Source organism: Gracilibacillus xinjiangensis (genome assembly GCF_042651765.1).
GTDB lineage: Bacteria > Bacillota > Bacilli > Bacillales > Amphibacillaceae > Gracilibacillus > Gracilibacillus xinjiangensis.
In genome coordinates this window covers 86,928-106,361 of sequence record NZ_JBHSDT010000001.1, presented here as the reverse complement: position 1 = coordinate 106,361, position 19,434 = coordinate 86,928, and the positions used below count along the sequence as shown (strand labels likewise).

Sequence of the window (19,434 nt, the reverse complement as noted above, 5' to 3'; positions counted from 1 at the left end):
CAATGAAGAAATGGTTACTTGGTTTATTAGTTTTGATGGTAGCATTAGTCGCTGCAGGATGCAGTTCCAATGATGCGGATGCAAGTGATGGTGAGAAAACAGCAGATGATGGTAATTCCAGTGGTGAAACTAACACTGAAGATGAAAATGAAGCTAGTGACGAAAAGCAAGTAGTAACCTTTTGGCATGCAATGGGCGGTGCAGCACAAGAAGCTCTAGATAAAATTGTGGAGAACTATAACAATTCCCAGGACCAGATTCAAGTAAATGCAGAATTTCAGGGTACATATGATGAAGCATTGACTAAATTCCATACAGTCGCTGGCACTGACAGTGCTCCAACGATGATTCAAGTATTCGAAATTGGTACAATGTCTATGATCAATAGTGGACATATTGAACCGATCCAAAACTATGTTGACAAAGATGGTTATGATATGACAGGCCTAGAAGAAAATATTATTAATTATTATAAAATTGACGACCAATTCTATTCCATGCCTTTCAACTCATCAACACCAGTAATGTACTATAATAAAGATGCTTTCGAAGCAGCAGGGTTAGATCCGGAAAATCCTCCAGCTACTTATGAAGAAATTGAAGAAGCTGGAAAAGCTATCGCTAAGACTAATCCAGAAATGAAGGGTTTTGCACTTCAGGCATATGGTTGGTTATTTGAACAATTATTAGCAAACCAAGGTGCACTATTAATGAACAATGACAATGGTCGTTCCGATACAGCAACTGAAATTGGTTTTACAGAAGAACAAGGTAAGTCTATTTTTAACTGGGTTCAAAATATGATTGATGATGGAACGTTTGCTAACTATGGTACAAATGGAGATAATATGGTATCAGGATTTTTAGCGGAAGATGTTGCGATGTTTATGCAGTCATCTGCAAGTGCACGCAGTGTTATTGACAATGCACCATTTGAGGTAGGAGTTGCATTTATTCCGTATCCGGAAAGTACTGAGCGTGAAGGTGTTGTTATTGGTGGAGCAAGCTTATGGATGGTAGACGATAAAGATCCAGCAGAGAAAGATGCAGCATGGGAGTTTATGAAATATTTACAAACTCCAGAGGTTCAAGCTGAATGGCATGTTGGAACAGGATACTTTGCAATCAATCCAGCTGCCTATGAAGAGCAAGTAGTAAAGGATGCATATGAAACAATGCCACAATTACGTGTAACAGTAGATCAATTACAATCAACAACTTCTTCATTTGCAACACAAGGTGCAATTATGGATATGATTCCAGAAGGTAGACGAATTGTAGAAACAGCATTAGAAACAGTTTATAATGGTGGCGATGTTGATGAAGCATACCAAACAGCTGTTGATCAATTAAATCAGTCGATTCAAAATGCGAACGCAGCACGTGGAGAATAATAAACTATTATCATACTTAAAAACCAGCGGGGATATTTCCCTGCTGGTTAGATTTTCCCAATTTAATATATTGTGTTGTTACATGCTTATAATATAGTTCAAACAAATCATGCTGAAATAAGTGGTGAATTGCAATAATCCTGAAAGGGTGTGACTTTTTTGACAAAAATCTATGGTCATCGCGGAAGTAAAGGAAACTATCCGGAGAATACGTTAGTTAGCTTTCAGGCAGCAATAGAGGAAGGGGTCGACGGCTTAGAGCTTGACGTTCATATGACGGAGGATGGAGAAGTTGTTGTCATTCACGATGAAACGTTAGATAGAACAACAGATGGTCGTGGCCTGATAAAAGACTTAACACTGGCTGAAATTAAACAATACAGTGCAGGGAGCAAGTTTAGTCATCTAACAAGATATGGTAAAAGTTGGGACAATGAAAAAGTACCATCATTAATAGAAGTTCTGCAGTTATTAGCTGGTACAGAAATTGAATTAAATATTGAATTGAAGACATATGTTTACACATATCCTGGGATAGAGGAGAAACTTTTATCAATCATTAATGAGTTCGGGGAAAATCGTAAAATTATCTATTCATCTTTTCATTTACCTAGCTTAATCAGGTTAAAAGAATTAGATAACTCAGCTAATATAGCATGGTTATTGCATAATCCAATCTCTAATCCATCAGATTACATGCAAGTGTTTGATCTTGAAAGTCTTCATTTAGCCAAAGACTTAGTATTACACGACATGTTTCAACCCTATCAAGAACTGAGTCCAAGTGTTAGGGTATGGACAGTAAATGACGAACAAGAATTAAAGAGGATGCTGGATTTAGGTGTTGATGCAATTATTACTGATTATCCCGAAAAAGCAATAAACTTAAGAGTGAAGAATTAAGGTATCATGCCTGCATGGTTCGACCATACAGGCATGATAGGTTTTTCTTGAATTTTAAAGATAAGATCTTATCATTGTTGTGCTTTCCATTGTTCATTATATTCTTCAATTACTTTAGCTCCACCAGCTTCTTCCCATTTTTTAATTGCTGCATCAAATCCAGCACTATCAATTTGTCCTAAGAAATATTGATACGTAGCATCTTCCATAATTTGGGTCAATGTTTCTGAGGTATTAGCCCATGTAGGAGAATCTAATGCTGCAGTTGGATCATGAACTAAATAATCATTATTATCCTCATATAATTCTTCTGCTTTTGCTCGTGGTTCATATTCGAAGTGACCTTTATAGCGTCCATTAGTTTCAGGTTCGCCTATCTCCAATGGAGTGTATGGTAAGATTTCCCGATCGAAACTTTCTTTATTTTCTTCAATTATTTGTGCTTTACCATCAATAACTTCGTAATGTTCCCCTTCAACACCCCAGATTAGCAGGTTAGAACCTTCAGGTGACATTAGATAATCAAAGAAACTTAATATACCGCGCAGTTCTTCCTCAGTTTCTACAGCTGATTTAGGGAAAATTAACATACTGCCATAGCCTGGAATAGCTCTTGTTCGGTATTCTCCATCAGGTCCTTCTATATAGTTATGCACATCTAGTATAACATCAGGGTTATTTGCTACAGCATCTTTATACATAGCTTCTACATCACCCATTGTTCCAATGTAGACTCCTGCTGTGCCGTTTTTCAATAATGCTTGCTGATCTGTCTTGCTTGTTACAGGTGCATCTTTATTGATATATCCATTATCAAATAAGCTTTTGAAATAATCCATTGCTTCACGATACTCAGGGAACATGAATTGAGGCAATAACTCTCCATCCTTTTCACCCCAATTATTAGGTGCACCATGCCATGTTGCAAAATTTTCAAATGTCCCTAAAATTTCCCGGTCGGTTAAACCAATAGTATCATTCTGACCATTTCCATCAGGATCATCTTCTGTAAATGCACGCATCATTTCATATAGTTCTTCGAGATTTGTAGGTGCTTCCAAGCCCAGATTATCAGCCCAGTCTTTGCGATAAATTAATCCTTGCCGTGACAATGGCCGGCCAGCGTAAAGTGTATATATTTTTCCGTCAATAGAGGTGTTCTTTAATATATCAGGATTAAGTTTATTTAGATTAGGGAATTCCTCGAGGTATGGACCAATCTCCCAATATTGTCCATCACGCACAGCTTCTTTTTGTTGATCTAATGTTACATCTTTCAATAGGAATACGTCTGGAAGGTTATTTGTAGCAATGGCAGTATTTAAGTTCTCTGCATAATTGTTGTCAGGAACCCAGCGGATATCTAATTGTGTATTTGTTGCTTCTTCCAATAGTTCCTCTAAACGTTTGTTGGGTACTTCTGGTACATGTAAATTAAACATCATGGTGATTTCTTGAGGATCTTCAGTTTCTGGGGTGTTTTTTGGATTTGATTCAGTATCCGTTGATTGCTTGTCATTTTGGGAAGCGCTATCATTATTGCAGGCAAAGAGTATGGCCGACATTGTTACAAGAAAAAGTAAAACTAACACATTTGTAAGTCTTCTCATTTTTAACCGCCCCTTTTATTAATGTTTGTTTTGCTCAACAATTGCATAAGAAAAATGAAACATCACCCCCATAAAATGAAAACGTTGTTAAAAAATAAAGCGCTTTCATTAAGCGTATTTTTATTTTACAATGATTATTGCTTATTGTAAATATAATATTTTGTAGAAATTAGATGACTGGTAAAAATAAGTAAGAATAAATTAACCAAATCTTCGTTTTTGTTGTAAGAATGCTTTGTATGCTATACTAAAAAGAAATTACAACTCTCCTAAGCTGCTTTTAACTAACCCCTTTTCTATTCATCCATTAAAATTTCAGGTGATTTAATAAATCAAAATAATGAGAGGAATGTGTTTCACTTGAACATACTATGGTCAAAATTATTGGAAGTAATTTTAGCAGTAATGCCAATAACAATCATTGTTTTAATAGTAAACTTTGCTTTAACTTCTCTAGATATCTCACTAATTCTTCGTTTTTTAATCGGCGCGGTTTTTATTATATTTGGTCTAGCTGTGTTTTTATTAGGTGTTGATATTGGGATTACACCTATTGGTAAACATATGGGGAAGGCGATTGCAAAGACGAACAGATTAACGGTTGTTATAATTGCAGGCCTGTTTTTGGGCTTTTTTATTTCTATTGCAGAACCGGATTTACATATCTTGGCAGGACAGGTCGAATTGGTAACTTCAGGGGCTATTCCGAAATTTTTGATAGTTATCGTTGTCTCTTTAGGGATTGCTATATTATTGGCAATAGGTCTTATTAGAATTGTTCACAATATTCCATTGTTTAAAATATTAACAATATTATATGCCATAGTATTTATTCTTGCCTTATTTTGCTCTCGTGAATTTCTGGCAATTTCTTTTGACGCTTCTGGTGCAACAACTGGAGCGATGACAGTACCATTCATACTGGCTTTATCTGTCGGTATCTCTATATTAAAAAAAGATAGTAAAGCATCGGAAAAAGATAGCTTTGGCCTTGTTGCCATTGCCTCAGTCGGGGCTATAGTAACTGTGATGATTATGAGTATAATCTCCCAGTCAGAATTAAATGGGGTTATAGAACAAGAACATCATGAGGCAAATTCATTGATCGGTCCATTTATTTCTGAAGCTGGTCATATAGTGCAGGAAGTATTTATTGCCTTGTTGCCAATTATCGTTATATTTCTTATATTTCAAAAAATATCTTTTAAACTATCGAAAACAAATTTCCGTAAAATATTAATTGGTCTTGTTTTTACATTTGTTGGATTAGTTCTGTTCTTGGTTGGAGTGAACGCGGGTTTTATGGATTTGGGAACAGAATTAGGATATAGCCTTGCAATGTTAGATAATAAAGCATATATTGTGATTATTGGATTTATTTTAGGAATTGTAACGATATTAGCCGAGCCTGCAGTATACGTGCTGACACACCAGATCGAAGATGTAACGAGCGGTTATGTAAAAAGAAAAGTAGTTCTAACAACACTCGCAATTGGGGTTGGAATTGCTATTGCTTTATCCATGCTAAGAATTCTTATTCCTGAACTTCAGTTATGGCATTACTTACTACCAGGATATATCATTGCTATCGCCTTGACATATATTGCGCCAAAGTTATTTGTTGGTATTGCGTTCGATTCAGGAGGGGTTGCGTCAGGTCCAATGACCGCTACTTTTATTCTTGCCTTTACCCAAGGTGCTGCCAATGCAATAGAAGGTGCAGATGTCATTGTTGACGGATTTGGTATGATAGCTATGGTGGCACTAACCCCCTTAATTACACTTCAAATTCTTGGGCTTATTTTTAAGCTCAAGTCCAAAAAGGAGGTTTAATCCTACATGCAATATAATGGCAATATTCCACATTTTTCTGTAATGTATGTTATTGTAAAATTCGGGTTAGGAAGTAAAGTCTTAAAAGAAGCAAAAAAATGTGGTGTAACTGGTGGTACAGTTATGATCGGAAAAGGGACAATCCATAATCGTATTCTTAATTTGCTAGCTATATCTGATGTAAGAAAAGAAATAGTAATTATGATTGCAAATAGGAAAACGACTGAAGTCACGTTACAACATCTAAATAAAGTGTTTAACTTTGAAAAGCCCAACCACGGAATTGCTTTTACGACATTAATTACAGACTTATTAGGAACCAGAAGTTGTAAAATTAATGATCAATCCGAAAGTGAGGAAGGTAAAACAATGTTTCAAAATATTATGGTCATTGTGGATAAAGGGAATGCTGAGGACGTGATTGATGCAGCTAAAACTGCTGGTTCAAAAGGTGGTACGATCATTAATGCGCGCGGATCTGGCATACATGAGACAAGTAAACTGTTTTCCATGGATATTGAGCCGGAAAAAGAAATTGTGATGATCTTATCAGACAAAAATGCAACAACTGCAATTGTAGATAAAATCAGAAGTAATTTAAAAATAGACGAACCAGGTAATGGTATAATATTCGTACAAGAGGTAAGTCAAACATATGGTATATATGAATAAAATGCAGGAGGATATGATGGAAGATTTATTACAACTTAAGGGAAAAAATATTGTAATTATGGGTGTAGCAAATGAAAGGAGTATTGCATGGGGAGTAGCTCAATCCTTATCTAAGGCAGGTGCCAACCTCATCTTTACTTATCGAAAAGAACGCTCATTAAAAAAAATAACAAAACTATTAGATGAATCAGATGTAGTGGCACAAGCTGTTCTGCAGTGTGATGTGAATAATGATGATAGTATTCAAGAAGTATTTACGAAAATCGGGGAAGAATACGGAGTCATCAATGGAATTGTTCATTCGATTGCTTTCGCACATGCAGAGGATTTAAAAGGAGATTTTGTTGAAACTTCACGTGACGGATTTGCCTTTGCGCAAGATACTAGTGCATATTCATTAGTAGCTGTTGCAAAAGCAGCAAAGCCTTATATGACGGAAGGCGGGACGATAATTGCAATGAGTTATCTTGGAGCAGAACGAGTCGTTAGAGGCTATAATGTGATGGGGGTGGCTAAGGCATCGTTAGAAGCAACTGTTAAATATCTGGCAGCTGACTTAGGTGAAACGAATATCCGGGTTAATGCAATCTCCGCAGGTGCAATTCGTACATTAGCTGCAAAAGGGGTACCTTCATTTAATGAAGTACTTAATAGAATTGAAGAAAATGCACCACTTAAGCGAAATGTTACGAAAGAAGAAGTTGGCGATATGACAATGGCGATGATGAGTCATTTATCGAGAGGTGTAACTGGCGAAATTATCTATGTAGATTCTGGTTATAATATTTTAGGAATTTAATGGTATGACCGAGCAGGTATGTAAATGCCTGCTCGGTCTTTTGGAATTCCATCAAACTTCTCTCATTGAGACTTTTATTTTCCTGGGCGAATAGAAATTTAAACAATGCTTTTTGAGTTTTCTCTTATTTCCGCATTATTTTCTTCCCTGGTATCTTTTTTTGAGAATAAACGATAAACAGCAGGAATTAGGAACAATGTTATGAATGTGGCGAATAGTAAGCCTGAGATAATTACCGTTGCCATTGGTGCTTGGTAATTACTCCCTGCACCTCCAATGACAGCTAATGGGAGCATGCCGGCAACTGTTGTAAATGTTGTCATGAAAATCGGCCGCATTCTGTTTTTCCCTGCCTCTGTTAATGCTTCAGGAACAGCCATACCTGCAAGTCTTAATTGTTTCGTTCGATCAATAAAAAGGATGGCATTGTTCAGCACAATTCCGATCAACATAATTACACCCATCCCTGACATTATACTTAATTCTTGCTGAGTCAGGAGAAGACCTGAAATTACACCAACAAATGTCATCGGAATGACTGACATTACGATCAGTGGATGGAACAAATGGTTGAATTGGACAGCCATTATTAAATAAACAAGGAAGATGGCTATTCCTAAGATAAATAACATCTCTTCTATTAATTGTTGTTGTTCATCTAGATCACCAGCTAATTCAATACTATAACCATTTGGTGTGTCAATCTCAGTGATAACCTGCTGAACATCACGATTAATTGAACCCAAGTCGCGTCCTCCAGTAGTCGCACTTATTAAAGCATATCTAGTTCCATCTGCATGACTGATTTGATTTGGTGAATCTTTCTCAGTTAATGTGATGAAGTCAGATAATGGCTGAACGCCATCCGGAGTTGGTATTGATAGTGATAATAATTCATGTTTGGTTGTCAATGGTTCTTTCCATGTTGCAATCATAGGGAAAGTAGTTGAGTCAACCCTGATTTCATCGAAAGCTGTATTTAAAAATGCCTGCTCGGTATATTCTTTTAATTGGGCAGGTGTAATTCCTGCTTCAACTAAATTTGATTGATCAATTGTAATCTCTTCTTGGATGGAGGTCCTTTCCATCGAATTGGAAACTTCTAAAACTCCATCTAAATTTGCTAGTTTATCGATAAGATCTGAGGATACATTTTGTATTTTTTCAAAGTCTTCTCCCTTCACTAATAATTCAATTGTTGCCACACCACTTACAGAAGTTGCTCCTTCTACACTGGTAATCGGCAAAGTATCCTTTAATGCATTTAATGATCGCATAATCTCTTCATTTACTTCTGCCTGTTCCCTTGTAATCTTTTCACCCTTTGTCATATTAATGATACTGTATATAACATCATTCTCATCAAGTACATAATTATTCTCTACATCTTGAACAGCTGATAGTGATTGATCAATGGCATCTATTATTTTTCCTTTGTCACCTTTGGTTAACCCTGGCTCCAGTTCAACCATCACTTCAGCATAGCGATTATATACGTCTGGCATAATGGTCATTGGAATCTTTGTGATTAACAATAATGAACTTACAAAGATAATCATAAAAGCCGAGATGATGATGACACTGTTTCTTTTCTTACGGATGATCCAAGAAACTGCTTTACCATAGAGTGATACAAAGATATTATCCTTCTTAATATTCTCGTTCAGGGTTTTTTTCAATAGTTTATTAGAGAGGGTAGGGATAATAGTGAATGCCACAATTACAGAGCTAATTAATGTAACAGCTACAACAATTGTTAAAATTATCATAAAGCTTCCCATATCCCCGCTTAATAAACTAATGGGGATAAACACAGCTATTGTAGTTAAGACAGATGCAATAACAGCTGTAGAGACCTCATTTGCCCCTTGAATAATTGCTTCTTTATGAGGCAATCCTTGCTCTTTTTTTCGAATGATGGATTCCAGTATGACAATGGACGAATCAACCATCATACCAATTCCTAAACCTAGTGCGATCAGTGAAAGAATATTAAAACTGTAATCTAATAACCACATAGAAATAAAAGTAAGTAAAATGGAGGTTGGAATAGATATCCCAATAATCACTGTTGCACGTACATTACGTAAAAATATGAGGAGAATTACTATAGACAACAATCCACCAATGAACACGTTACTTGTGACACCATTTAGTGCCTCTTCCACGTAATCAGCTTGCGCAACTACTTCATTTAAATCATATTTATCAAGCAAGCCTTCCTTACGCATCTCCTCTATTTCTGACCGAACTGCTTTGGCCATTTCGACTTGTGTTGCTTCAGGAGTACGACCGATTTGAAGAAAGATAAAATCGTTGGAACCATTCTTCCAAACATAAGAGGCAGATTCTGAAGGTTCTTTCGTAATATCAGCAATATCTTTAAGTGGGATTAATCCATTATCAGTAATTATCCTAGTTTGTTCGATATCTTCCAAGGTTTGGGATGTGGCATTCCAACGGAGTAAGGGAGTGTTGTTTTCATCAGTAAACTCCCCAATGGTTGCTTCCGAATTCTCTTCACTAATTTCGTTAAGAGCTTGGGGTAGATTTATACCTAGATTTTGAACTTGTTCATAATCAAAACGAATCAAGATCTCTTCATCTAATGCCCCTTGTAATGCCACATCTCTCACTTCAGGCAGCTCTTCTAATCTAGGTTCTATTACATTCTTTGCAAATGCAGTGATTTCAGCCATATCACCGCCAGATAAATCTAAATAGAATTCATAGGTGGAGCTTGTGCTAAATTGTCCTGTCATTACATCTTGAATATTCGGTTGATTTGTTGTAATGGAATGAACAAGGGACTCCAATTCCGGAAAAATTTCATTACCAAGCCCTTCTTCCCATGTGACCTCGATCGTACTGCGGCCAATAGTGGAAGTTGAATGTATACTTTTTACACCATCTAACCCTTCAATGGCAATTTCAACAGGTGTGGTAATTGACCTTTCTACTTCTGCAGCCGCCAAATCACCTGCAATCACGTCAATAAAAGCAGCATCCATATTAACTGGTGGAAGAAGCTCCTGGTCCATTTTGTTAATCGAAAACAAACCAACAATTAATATAAGCACTGTTATTAGTCCAACAAAAACGTTTCTTTCCATGATAAATTTCAACCAACCCATTCTAAAATCCCCCTATAATTAATCTGCAAGGAGAAATTTCCTCCTCATGATTTAATTCTATATGAAGAGGGGTTTTCTAACATTAAACTGTGGTTGTAATTTAACTAAGACCAGAGGCTTAATTATATTGTTGTAAGAAGAAGCCTGAAAACACCTGAATGTCTTCTGCTTCTCATTTTCCTATGTAGACTGTTTGGTTTGCTTTTTAGTCTTCCATTTTAAAAAATAGACTAATATGATTAATTCAATAAGAAAGCCTATCGATTGTGCAAATGCTCCCACTGCCCCACCACCATTTGGGAAAGTGACAATTAAGATAAGTAAAGCAACCACTGTCGCCATAACGTTTCCGATCTGAGAGAAAGACATCACTTTGGTTTGTCCTCGAATCATAAGTATACCGTTCGAGAAATCAATCCATGGGAAACATAGTGTAAAAAGAATAAAAAACCGTAATGCAAGAATACTTTGATTTAGCAAATCTCCTGAAACACCCATAATATTTTCTAAACCCCAAGTCCCTACAGGAGTATATCCCAGTATAAATAATAGAATACTTGGAAAGGCACTAACCATTACAGTGAATTTTAAAACGGTATGTTTATCTTCTCTGTAAAAATTAATAATAATTTGATGTATATAGGAAGTTATACTGTTTAATAAATGCACAACAGAGATTGCCAGAGCATAAGAAGCAATGGCTACTTCTGCTTTTGTACTCCAACCTAATACAGCATTAATGGTCGGTGTAATACTTACAGCAATAAGTGATGCAACCATCAGAGGATTATAAAAACGGAATATTTGTGATTGTCTGGATACAGGATGACTATCTAGTTTGTCTGGTAACTTCTTTGCGGTGATTCTGCCTTCCAGACTACTTACTAAAGCTTCTACAGCCATTCCTGATAAAAAGATAATTGCCCCGACATAGCCATGAGTTACCCAGTTTTTTGCTAGTACTATCCATGCTATTAGTGCCATAACTGCTAATCTTATAATCATCCCGATTGTTAGCCACTTTGTTTTCATATTAGAAATGATGATTCCCTGGTACAAACAGCGAATACCAGAAAAAATAGTTACAAACATAAGAACACGATAGGCATTAATTGTTTGTTGTAATGTTTGATCACTTACCCCTAACAAGTAAGAAAAAAACAATACTCCCAATGGTGAATACGCTATCAATAAACTTAAGAGGAAAATAGCTGATAAGACATATATAGTTGCATTGCGCATTAATTTATAGGAAACGCGATCCCTGACTAAAGTGGAACATGTTTGGCGTAATATTACTGCACATCTTTCCAACAAAGCAAATACACTCATCGCAATGGAATAACTTGCAATAACGATGGCAGGGTCTGAGGCCCTTGCTAAAGTACTATTAATGATAACATGAGAGATAGTTACTAAACTCGCAGAAAGGCCTAGTGGAATAAAGAAAAACAGTAATGTGCGAAAACTTACTTTATTTGTTGCCTGTATCGAATCGTCATCCATACGCTGTTCACTTCCTCTAGTTTGTTTACCCAATATCATAAATCATAATGCATTTAAATACTAGGTAATTACAGAAAAAAATAAACAATAAATCAAACTATTGATAAAATAGATAAAAAAGAAAATGGTGAGAAAATGTTACATGCATTAGTCGTATTTTTTTTAGCGGGTATAGCCGAAATTGGAGGAGGTTATCTAATTTGGCTTTGGTTGAGAGAAGGGAAAAATGTTTTTTTTGGGGCAGCTGGAGGATTTGCATTAATTGCATATGGAATTATTGCTACATTTCAAGTATTTCCTTCTTTCGGCAGAGTGTATGCAGCATATGGAGGTGTGTTTATTATTCTGTCCATCTTATGGGGATGGGGCGTTGACAGGAAAACACCGGATTTTTATGATTGGCTTGGTGCTGCTGTTTGTTTAATTGGAGTTTGTATCATATTATTTGCACCAAGATCTGCATGAGAAATATTACGGATGACTGAATCTTTACATATAGTAAGGGTATAGTCATCCCAAATTTATGCCTTTTTATTATTTTTAAGAAAGTACATTGCAATAAACAGTAGTTATTGTTATAGTTAGTTTGCTAGGTAATATTTATGCACAGGTACTATTCTATAAACAGTACTGAATAAAAGGGTGTAGGTGAAAATAAATGAATATCCAATTTAAAAAAGGTGCACTTGAATTATGCGTACTTGCTTTACTGGATAAACAAGATCGTTATGGATATGAACTTGTCCAAAAAATTTCTGGTCAAATAGCAATATCAGAAGGATCTGTTTATCCATTGTTGCGCAGGCTGAAAAAAGAGGAATATTTCACAACATATTTACAAGAATCACAAGAGGGTCCATCCAGAAAATACTATCAATTAACCAAGAAAGGAAGAGATCATTTACACACATTGATGGAAGAATGGCAACAATTTACCAAAGGTGTTAATAAAATTATTAAGGAGGGTGTAGGTTATGAAAAAAGATAAATTTTTGAATAAGTTGGATAAAGCGTTGAATAAGCTGCCATATAATGAACGGAAGGATATCATTCAGGACTTTCAAGAACATTTTGAAGTCGGCAGGAATGACGGGAAATCGGAAGAAGAGATTGCTCAATCCCTAGGTTCACCTAATCAAATTGCAAAAGAGTTATTAGCAGCCTATTATGTAGAAAAGGTAGAAAACAGGTCGTCAGCAGGCAATATTTTAAGAGCTTCCTGGGCGGTGATTGGACTAGGATTTTTTAATCTGGTTATTGTGCTAGGACCATTTATCGCAATTGTTGGAATTATTTTTTCCGGCTGGCTTATGGGAGGAGCATTTACAGTAGCTCCAGTTCTCTTCTTAATCAATGTATTACTTTTTCCAAGCTCTTTTAATTTTACTGAACTTTTTACATCTATTGCTTTAACAGGGATAGGAATATTATTACTGATTGGTATGTATTATTTAACTAAAATAGGGCAAAAAGGCTTTGTTAGGTACTTGAATTTTAATGTGAAGTTAGTAAAAGGAGGCATGAAATAATGAGTAAGCTAAAGGTGCTGATTACCATAGCCATTTTACTTATTGTGGTTGGTGGTATTGGAAGTGTATTTTCTTATCGTATAGTTGCTAATACCGATACCGAATCTGTTCAAAAAGAAGAAGTGAATGGAGAAAATATTGTTAACATTGAGTTAGATGTTAACAATGAGCAAGTGGAAATTATTCCAACATTAGGCGAAATGATTACTATTGAGTTGGCTGATAATGGCAGCAATTCCGATACGGAGCTGATTATTGAAAAAAATGCAGACACACTTAATATTCAAACGAGTAATAATTATAAGCTTTTTTCGTTTAATATTTTTAACTGGACTAGGCATTTAAAAGTATATGTCCCTAATAAAATGTACCATTCACTAAATATTGAAATAGGTAATGGCGGTATAGTAATGAATGATTTATCGATAAACGATTTATATGCAGAAACTAGTAACGGAGAAATAGATATAGCGGATGTAGAGGCAAAACATTCCGAAATGAGGACAAATAATGGGAAAATAAAGCTAAAGAATATTAATACAGAAACAATTCAATTGAGTACTAATAATGGGAAGATAGAGATGGAACAAATAGATGGTACTATTATAGGAAAAACGGACAATGGAGCAATTTCACTTGTGACGGATAATTTAGACCGTTCTATTGAACTTCAGTCACATAATGGCAGTATTAATGTAAAAACAGATAATGAACCGACAAATGTTACATTTGATACAAATGTTCATAATGGAAAAATCAACCTATTCAATGATCCTAATTGGCCCTCAGTAATCGGAAATGGCGATCATTTAATAAAATTAAGTACACATAATGGGAGTATAACAGTGAACGAATAAAAAGAGGAGAGGAGTTTCCTCTTTTTTCTATCAAGGTAAATTAGAGCAATGGCTAACATGACTTTATACCAATGGAAGATTCAGATATATATGGATTAAATCTGATCAGTTCAGTAAGTTTGCTGGATAATAGAAAAGCTAGCAGAGAAATGTGCAAAGTTAGTATGGTATATGTTTAATTTACATTAACTTTACATTCTATTAATAATAGATTAATAATTATTCGTTATGATGTATTTGAAGCTGTTTTAAGAGAGCTTCTAATATATAAAGTCTATTGGGGGAAAAACGAAATGAACAAGTTTAAAATGTTGATGTTAGTTCTAATAGCTTTCTTTACTGTAGGTCTATTAGCTGCATGTGGAAGTGATTCAGAAGAGTCGAATGGCGACGATGCAAATGCTAGCGGAAATGAGTCAACTGAAGATACAGATGAAGCGGAAGCAGAAGATACAAATGAAGAAGAAACTACAGAGGATTCTGAAGAATTAGAAGGAACTGTAGTAATTGATGGATCAGGTACCGTATATCCATTGATGGCAAAATTAGCAGAAGAATACATGGTTAATGAACAACCGAATGTATCTGTAGAAGTTGGCCGTGCTGGTACAAGTGCAGGTTTCGAAAAATTCCTAGTAGAAGACGGAACAGATTTTAATGATGCTTCACGTAAGATTAAAGATGAAGAGCAAGCAAAAGCAGACGAGCTTGGAATTGAAGTGAAAGAAATGAAAGTAGCTTTAGATGGTTTGACAATTGTAATTAATCCTGAAAATGATTGGGCAACAGAATTAACAGTTGAACAAGTTTCAGATATTTTCTTAGGAAACGTAACTCAATGGTCTGATATAAATCCTGATTGGCCAAGTGAAGATATTCAAACTTATGGTCCAAACGAAAATCACGGTACGTATGAGTTCTTTTATGAAAGTATTCTAGAGGAACAAGACCTTGTAGGTACTATTGACCTTCAGCAAGAATACTCTACTTTAGTAACTTTAGTAGCAGAAGATAAAAATGCAATTGGATTCTTCGGTTTTGGTTACTACGACAGCAATAAAGACAAAGTAAGTGCTGTTGGAATTGACTTTGGTGAAGGAGCAGTTGTTCCATCATTAGAAACAATTGGCGAAGAAGGACCGTATGCAGATTATACTCGCCCAGTGTTCACATACCTAAATGTAAACAATGCAAAAGAAAAACCTCAAGTACATGATTATGCAGTTTATGTTGCAGAAAGCATTAATGAATTCGCAGGTGAAACTGGATTTGCTCCAATTCCGGATGAAGAATTACAAACACAACTTGAAGAGATTCAAGCAATTCAATAATATTTAAGAAAAAAATATAAATTATTTACTTCAATAAGATGGGGGTGTATTTGCTCTCATCTTATTGTGAGTTTTAGAAGGAGTGCGCAAAGAAATGGCAACAAACAGCAGTTCCAATGCCAAAGCTAATAATGCTGTTAATGTCAGTCAATTGATAGCACAAAATAAAAATAAGAAAAGCCTTAATAACTATATAGAAAAATTAGTACCTACTTTTCTATTTTTAATAGCTTCAATTACTGTACTAACAACTATAGGAATATTGTACACACTAATAAGTGAAGCTGTACATTTCTTTATGGAGGTTCCAATTTGGGATTTTTTTACTGGAACTGAATTAAAACCACTTAGCCAAGATCCGCAATTTGGTATTTTACCACTTTTAAACGGGACTATTTTTTCTTCGTTTATTGCTATTTTAGTTGCGGGGCCGATAGGATTAATGTCAGCAATTTATTTAAGTGAGTATGCGTCAGATAGAGTGAGAAGAATATTAAAACCAATGTTAGAAGTACTAGCTGGTATTCCGACAATAGTCTATGGGTTTTTTGCTTTCACATTTGTAACACCATTAATTCGTGCCATTTGGCCTAGTGTAGAAGCAACGAATATTTTAAGTCCTGGACTTGTAATGGGCGTAATGATTATTCCAATGATCGCATCATTATCAGAAGATGCAATGACCTCTGTTCCAAACGGCATTCGTGAAGGTTCTTTAGCAATGGGAACAACTAAGCTGGAGACAACATTCAAAGTGGTTATTCCAGCAGCATTCTCTGGAATTATGGCTTCTTTTGTTCTAGGAATTTCACGTGCAATCGGAGAAACAATGATTGTCACAATAGCAAGTGGTAGCTCGAAGAACTTTACATTTGATATAACTGAATCAATGCAAACAATGACAGCATTTATTGTTGAAGTATCTGGCGGTGAAGCGCCAGCGGGTTCAACTTTACATTATAGTTTATACGCAGTTGCCTTAACATTATTTGTTTTTACATTAATTATGAATTTACTTGCGAAATATGTCTCTCGTAAATTTAGGGAGGAATATTAATGGAGAATATGGAAACATTACATGAAAATAACAAAATGCAATCAAGAGTTCGAAAAAATAATATTTGGAAATCAATCTTTTTCCTCTCCACTTTATTTGGATTAGTAGTATTAGCTATTTTAATCATTCGTGTAATCGTTCAGGGGACAGCATGGATTGACATGGATTTTATAACAGGAAGACTATCAACAACAGCTGAGAATGCAGGTATCATGGGAGCAATTCTTGGTACATTATGGGTGATGGTTGTTGTTATTCCAGTAACTCTAATTATTGGTGTTGGTACTGCAATATATTTAGAGTTATATTCAAAAGGTGGCAAAAAAGGTAAAAGATTCAGTTCAGTGATTGAAACAAATATTGCTAACTTAGCTGGTGTTCCTTCTATTGTATATGGTTTGTTAGGATTAACAGTATTTGTCAGATTAATGGATTTAGGGAATGTCGTTTTGGCTGGTGGATTAACATTAGCATTATTAGTTTTGCCAATATTAATTGTTTCTTCCCAGGAAGCGATACGTGCAGTTCCCGGATATTTAGCTGAAGCTTCCTATGGAATGGGTGCAACGAAATGGCAAACGATTAGACGAATCATTTTACCTGCAGCATTACCTAGTATTCTAACGGGATCTATCTTAGCATTATCTCGTGCAATTGGAGAAACAGCCCCATTAACTGTACTTGGAATTCCTGCTTTATTAATTCCATTTCCAGAGGGATTCTTCGATACATTTACAGCACTACCAATGCAAATTTATTATTGGACAATAGACTCATCATTAGTTGCTGAATATGCGAACCTTGCAGCAGCTACTATAATCATCCTATTATTAATTTTATTCTTATTAAATTCTGTAGCTGTCTTTATACGTAATAAATTTCAACAAAGGTATTAAAACATCATAAACAGAATTAACGTTAAGGAGTGGAAGAATGAATACTACTACAAAAAATAAAGTGAACATCAACGTAAAAACAAATGGTGTTAATGAAAGTAATAATTCCGATAACATTGGGAAAACAAATCAAAATATAATCTACAATACTAAAGATCTCAATTTATGGTATTCAGAAACACATGCACTAAAAGATATTAATCTAGAAATATTAGAAAATGAAGTAACAGCAATAATTGGTCCCTCTGGCTGTGGGAAATCAACCTATCTAAAAACCTTAAATCGTATGGTTGAGCTTGTACCAGGAGTAAGTACAACAGGTACGATTGCATATAAGGGTGATAATATTTTAGCAAAGTCCACCCAGGTAGAAGATTTAAGAACAAAAGTAGGAATGGTATTTCAAAAACCTAACCCATTTCCTAAATCTATCTATGAAAATGTAGCATACGGACCCAAAGTCCATGGGATTAAAAAGAAAGCTGTATTAGATGAAATCGTTGAGAAAAGTCTGCGCGGTGCTGCAATTTGGGATGAGGTAAAAGATCGTCTTAATCAAAATGCCTATGGACTATCCGGTGGTCAGCAACAAAGAATCTGTATTGCCCGCTGTCTAGCAATTGAGCCTGATGTTATCTTAATGGATGAACCAACTTCAGCACTTGATCCGATTTCTACTTTAAAAGTAGAAGAGTTAATTAAAGAATTAAAGCAAAAATATACTATCATTATCGTTACACACAATATGCAACAAGCTGCACGTATATCAGACAAAACTGTCTTTATGCTAAATGGAGAAGTAGTCGAATTTTCAGAAACAGACCAACTTTTTTCAAATCCTAAAGATAAAAGAACAGAAGATTATATTACTGGACGTTTTGGTTAAAAATAAAACGGGTAAATAGACTTAATAGGAATGTTTTAACAAAATAGCTAGTATACTCTATATAAACAGAGAAAGGAAGTGTAAGATGGTCGGAAGAGAGAGCTTTGAAAGTGAGTTAAAACATATAGAACAATTAATAATAGGACTAGCAAAGAAAACGAAAGAGCAATTAAAACTTGCTGTAAAAGCATTGTATGAATGTGATGTAAAAAGGGCACGAGAAATAATCCAAAACGACAAAGACTTGGATAAATTGGATTTACAAATTAACGAAGAAGCTGTTGTATTGATCGCTAGGCAACAACCGGTTGCGACAGATTTAAGACGTTTAATTGTTGCGCTCCGAATCTCCAGTGACTTAGAGCGAATGGCAGATAATGCGAAAAACATTGCGAAATCTACCACTCATTTAGGAGAAAACCATGGAATCACTGTTCATCCTTCAATAAAGGAAATGGAAGCTATTGCAAGTGACATGATCGATCTTGCAATCAGAGCTTATGAAAATGAGGACATATCTTTGGCTAGAAAACTAGCAGAGCTTGACGATATATTAGATAATATGTATTCAACAATGTTAAGGGAGCTATTAGAAGTAACTGCAACTGAGCCTGAAAGTATTCAACATGTTATGCAAATGGCTTTCAGCGGCAGATATGTTGAACGAATTGGAGACCATGCTACAAACATTGGTGAAGACGTGACATATTTAGTAAAAGGAAAGTCATTGGATTTAAATTTATAATGCTATAGTGAACGGAATTATTTTTATAAAAATAGTAAGGCTTTAAACGATAGAATAATGGATAATCCATTATTCTATCGTTTTTTTATATGGTTAGAAAGAGTGATGTATAAAAGGAGAGGTTAAGCGCTCAAATACAAGGTGACTTATGATTCTTTCAGCAGTATGTAAAATAAGTTTGTCCACTAATGTATTAATAATGTTACATTACTTACTCTGTGCTTTTATCATGTTTAGGATTTATCAGCTAATCTATCATTAATTAAAGGACATAGAGGGTTA

Annotated in this window: 17 protein-coding genes; 14 read left to right on the top strand and 3 right to left on the bottom strand. The window is 35.2% G+C overall.

The features are described from left to right. The first annotated feature begins 2 nt into the window (after positions 1-2). Both ACFOY7_RS00510 and ACFOY7_RS00505 read left to right on the top strand, forming a co-directional pair. Positions 3-1,394 carry an ABC transporter substrate-binding protein gene (locus ACFOY7_RS00510; protein ID WP_390248301.1) on the top strand — a complete coding sequence of 464 codons (1,392 nt, stop codon included), beginning with the start codon at positions 3-5 and terminating at the stop codon, positions 1,392-1,394. A gap of 159 nt (positions 1,395-1,553) precedes the next feature. Continuing rightward, positions 1,554-2,297 carry a glycerophosphodiester phosphodiesterase gene (locus ACFOY7_RS00505; protein ID WP_390248299.1) on the top strand — a complete coding sequence of 248 codons (744 nt, stop codon included), beginning with the start codon at positions 1,554-1,556 and terminating at the stop codon, positions 2,295-2,297. Between the two features lie 71 nt (positions 2,298-2,368). Here ACFOY7_RS00505 and ACFOY7_RS00500 read toward each other — a convergent pair whose 3' ends face one another. Further along, positions 2,369-3,907, bottom strand: coding sequence for an extracellular solute-binding protein (locus tag ACFOY7_RS00500; protein ID WP_390248297.1), 1,539 nt, complete (start codon positions 3,905-3,907; stop codon positions 2,369-2,371). A 384-nt stretch (positions 3,908-4,291) separates the two neighbouring features. Between ACFOY7_RS00500 and ACFOY7_RS00495 the strand changes: the two genes are divergently transcribed. From ACFOY7_RS00495 to fabI, 3 genes are read left to right on the top strand one after another with little or no spacing between them, the layout of a single operon-like run. Beyond that, positions 4,292-5,740, top strand: a complete 1,449-nt coding sequence (locus ACFOY7_RS00495) for a DUF1538 domain-containing protein (protein ID WP_390248295.1) — start codon at positions 4,292-4,294, stop codon at positions 5,738-5,740. A gap of 6 nt (positions 5,741-5,746) precedes the next feature. Further along, the gene (locus tag ACFOY7_RS00490) at positions 5,747-6,412 is read left to right on the top strand and encodes a P-II family nitrogen regulator (RefSeq protein WP_390248293.1); all 666 of its coding nucleotides are present in this window, start codon (positions 5,747-5,749) and stop codon (positions 6,410-6,412) included. Between the two features lie 16 nt (positions 6,413-6,428). Next, positions 6,429-7,211 (top strand): enoyl-ACP reductase FabI, encoded by a 783-nt coding sequence (gene fabI, locus ACFOY7_RS00485; RefSeq protein WP_390248291.1) that lies wholly within the window; start codon positions 6,429-6,431, stop codon positions 7,209-7,211. Between the two features lie 98 nt (positions 7,212-7,309). Here fabI and ACFOY7_RS00480 read toward each other — a convergent pair whose 3' ends face one another. Next, positions 7,310-10,345, bottom strand: a complete 3,036-nt coding sequence (locus ACFOY7_RS00480; RefSeq protein ID WP_390248289.1) for an efflux RND transporter permease subunit — start codon at positions 10,343-10,345, stop codon at positions 7,310-7,312. A 180-nt stretch (positions 10,346-10,525) separates the two neighbouring features. Next, positions 10,526-11,890, bottom strand: a complete 1,365-nt coding sequence (locus tag ACFOY7_RS00475; RefSeq protein WP_390248287.1) for a multi antimicrobial extrusion protein MatE — start codon at positions 11,888-11,890, stop codon at positions 10,526-10,528. A 96-nt stretch (positions 11,891-11,986) separates the two neighbouring features. Between ACFOY7_RS00475 and ACFOY7_RS00470 the strand changes: the two genes are divergently transcribed. The 9 genes from ACFOY7_RS00470 to phoU all read left to right on the top strand — a co-directional run bounded on the left by ACFOY7_RS00470 (position 11,987) and on the right by phoU (position 19,152). Next, complete coding sequence (locus ACFOY7_RS00470) at positions 11,987-12,316, top strand: YnfA family protein (RefSeq protein ID WP_390248285.1); 330 nt, start codon at positions 11,987-11,989, stop codon at positions 12,314-12,316. Between the two features lie 193 nt (positions 12,317-12,509). Next, positions 12,510-12,839, top strand: a complete 330-nt coding sequence (locus tag ACFOY7_RS00465; protein WP_390248283.1) for a PadR family transcriptional regulator — start codon at positions 12,510-12,512, stop codon at positions 12,837-12,839. After that, complete coding sequence (locus ACFOY7_RS00460; protein WP_390248281.1) at positions 12,826-13,380, top strand: HAAS signaling domain-containing protein; 555 nt, start codon at positions 12,826-12,828, stop codon at positions 13,378-13,380. Before ACFOY7_RS00465 ends, ACFOY7_RS00460 begins: the two co-directional genes overlap by 14 nt. Continuing rightward, a complete protein-coding gene (locus ACFOY7_RS00455; protein ID WP_390248279.1) occupies positions 13,380-14,237 on the top strand; it encodes a DUF4097 family beta strand repeat-containing protein in 858 nt (285 codons plus the stop codon). Before ACFOY7_RS00460 ends, ACFOY7_RS00455 begins: the two co-directional genes overlap by 1 nt. Positions 14,238-14,530: 293 nt before the next feature. Next, entirely contained in the window at positions 14,531-15,568 is a 1,038-nt protein-coding gene (locus ACFOY7_RS00450) for a PstS family phosphate ABC transporter substrate-binding protein (protein ID WP_390248277.1), read from the top strand. A 94-nt stretch (positions 15,569-15,662) separates the two neighbouring features. After that, entirely contained in the window at positions 15,663-16,625 is a 963-nt protein-coding gene (pstC, locus tag ACFOY7_RS00445) for a phosphate ABC transporter permease subunit PstC (RefSeq protein WP_390248275.1), read from the top strand. Next, positions 16,625-17,521, top strand: coding sequence for a phosphate ABC transporter permease PstA (gene pstA, locus ACFOY7_RS00440; RefSeq protein WP_390248273.1), 897 nt, complete (start codon positions 16,625-16,627; stop codon positions 17,519-17,521). Before pstC ends, pstA begins: the two co-directional genes overlap by 1 nt. A 37-nt stretch (positions 17,522-17,558) precedes the next feature. Continuing rightward, on the top strand, positions 17,559-18,407 hold the full coding sequence (gene pstB / locus ACFOY7_RS00435) for a phosphate ABC transporter ATP-binding protein PstB (RefSeq protein WP_390248271.1): 849 nt from the start codon (positions 17,559-17,561) through the stop codon (positions 18,405-18,407). An 85-nt stretch (positions 18,408-18,492) separates the two neighbouring features. Further along, positions 18,493-19,152, top strand: coding sequence for a phosphate signaling complex protein PhoU (gene phoU, locus ACFOY7_RS00430; RefSeq protein WP_390248269.1), 660 nt, complete (start codon positions 18,493-18,495; stop codon positions 19,150-19,152). Positions 19,153-19,434: the final 282 nt, after the last annotated feature.

Excerpts from the sequence above, each read along its gene's own strand:
- ACFOY7_RS00510 (WP_390248301.1), top strand. The coding sequence starts at position 3 with ATGAAGAAATGGTTACTTGGTTTATTAGTTTTGATGGTAGCATTAGTC.
- ACFOY7_RS00500 (WP_390248297.1), bottom strand. The coding sequence starts at position 3,907 with ATGAGAAGACTTACAAATGTGTTAGTTTTACTTTTTCTTGTAACAATG.
- ACFOY7_RS00490 (WP_390248293.1), top strand. The coding sequence starts at position 5,747 with ATGCAATATAATGGCAATATTCCACATTTTTCTGTAATGTATGTTATT.
- fabI (WP_390248291.1), top strand. The coding sequence starts at position 6,429 with ATGGAAGATTTATTACAACTTAAGGGAAAAAATATTGTAATTATGGGT.
- ACFOY7_RS00480 (WP_390248289.1), bottom strand. The coding sequence starts at position 10,345 with ATGGGTTGGTTGAAATTTATCATGGAAAGAAACGTTTTTGTTGGACTA.
- ACFOY7_RS00475 (WP_390248287.1), bottom strand. The coding sequence starts at position 11,890 with ATGATATTGGGTAAACAAACTAGAGGAAGTGAACAGCGTATGGATGAC.
- ACFOY7_RS00470 (WP_390248285.1), top strand. The coding sequence starts at position 11,987 with ATGTTACATGCATTAGTCGTATTTTTTTTAGCGGGTATAGCCGAAATT.
- ACFOY7_RS00465 (WP_390248283.1), top strand. The coding sequence starts at position 12,510 with ATGAATATCCAATTTAAAAAAGGTGCACTTGAATTATGCGTACTTGCT.
- ACFOY7_RS00460 (WP_390248281.1), top strand. The coding sequence starts at position 12,826 with ATGAAAAAAGATAAATTTTTGAATAAGTTGGATAAAGCGTTGAATAAG.
- ACFOY7_RS00455 (WP_390248279.1), top strand. The coding sequence starts at position 13,380 with ATGAGTAAGCTAAAGGTGCTGATTACCATAGCCATTTTACTTATTGTG.
- ACFOY7_RS00450 (WP_390248277.1), top strand. The coding sequence starts at position 14,531 with ATGAACAAGTTTAAAATGTTGATGTTAGTTCTAATAGCTTTCTTTACT.
- pstC (WP_390248275.1), top strand. The coding sequence starts at position 15,663 with ATGGCAACAAACAGCAGTTCCAATGCCAAAGCTAATAATGCTGTTAAT.
- pstA (WP_390248273.1), top strand. The coding sequence starts at position 16,625 with ATGGAGAATATGGAAACATTACATGAAAATAACAAAATGCAATCAAGA.
- pstB (WP_390248271.1), top strand. The coding sequence starts at position 17,559 with ATGAATACTACTACAAAAAATAAAGTGAACATCAACGTAAAAACAAAT.
- phoU (WP_390248269.1), top strand. The coding sequence starts at position 18,493 with ATGGTCGGAAGAGAGAGCTTTGAAAGTGAGTTAAAACATATAGAACAA.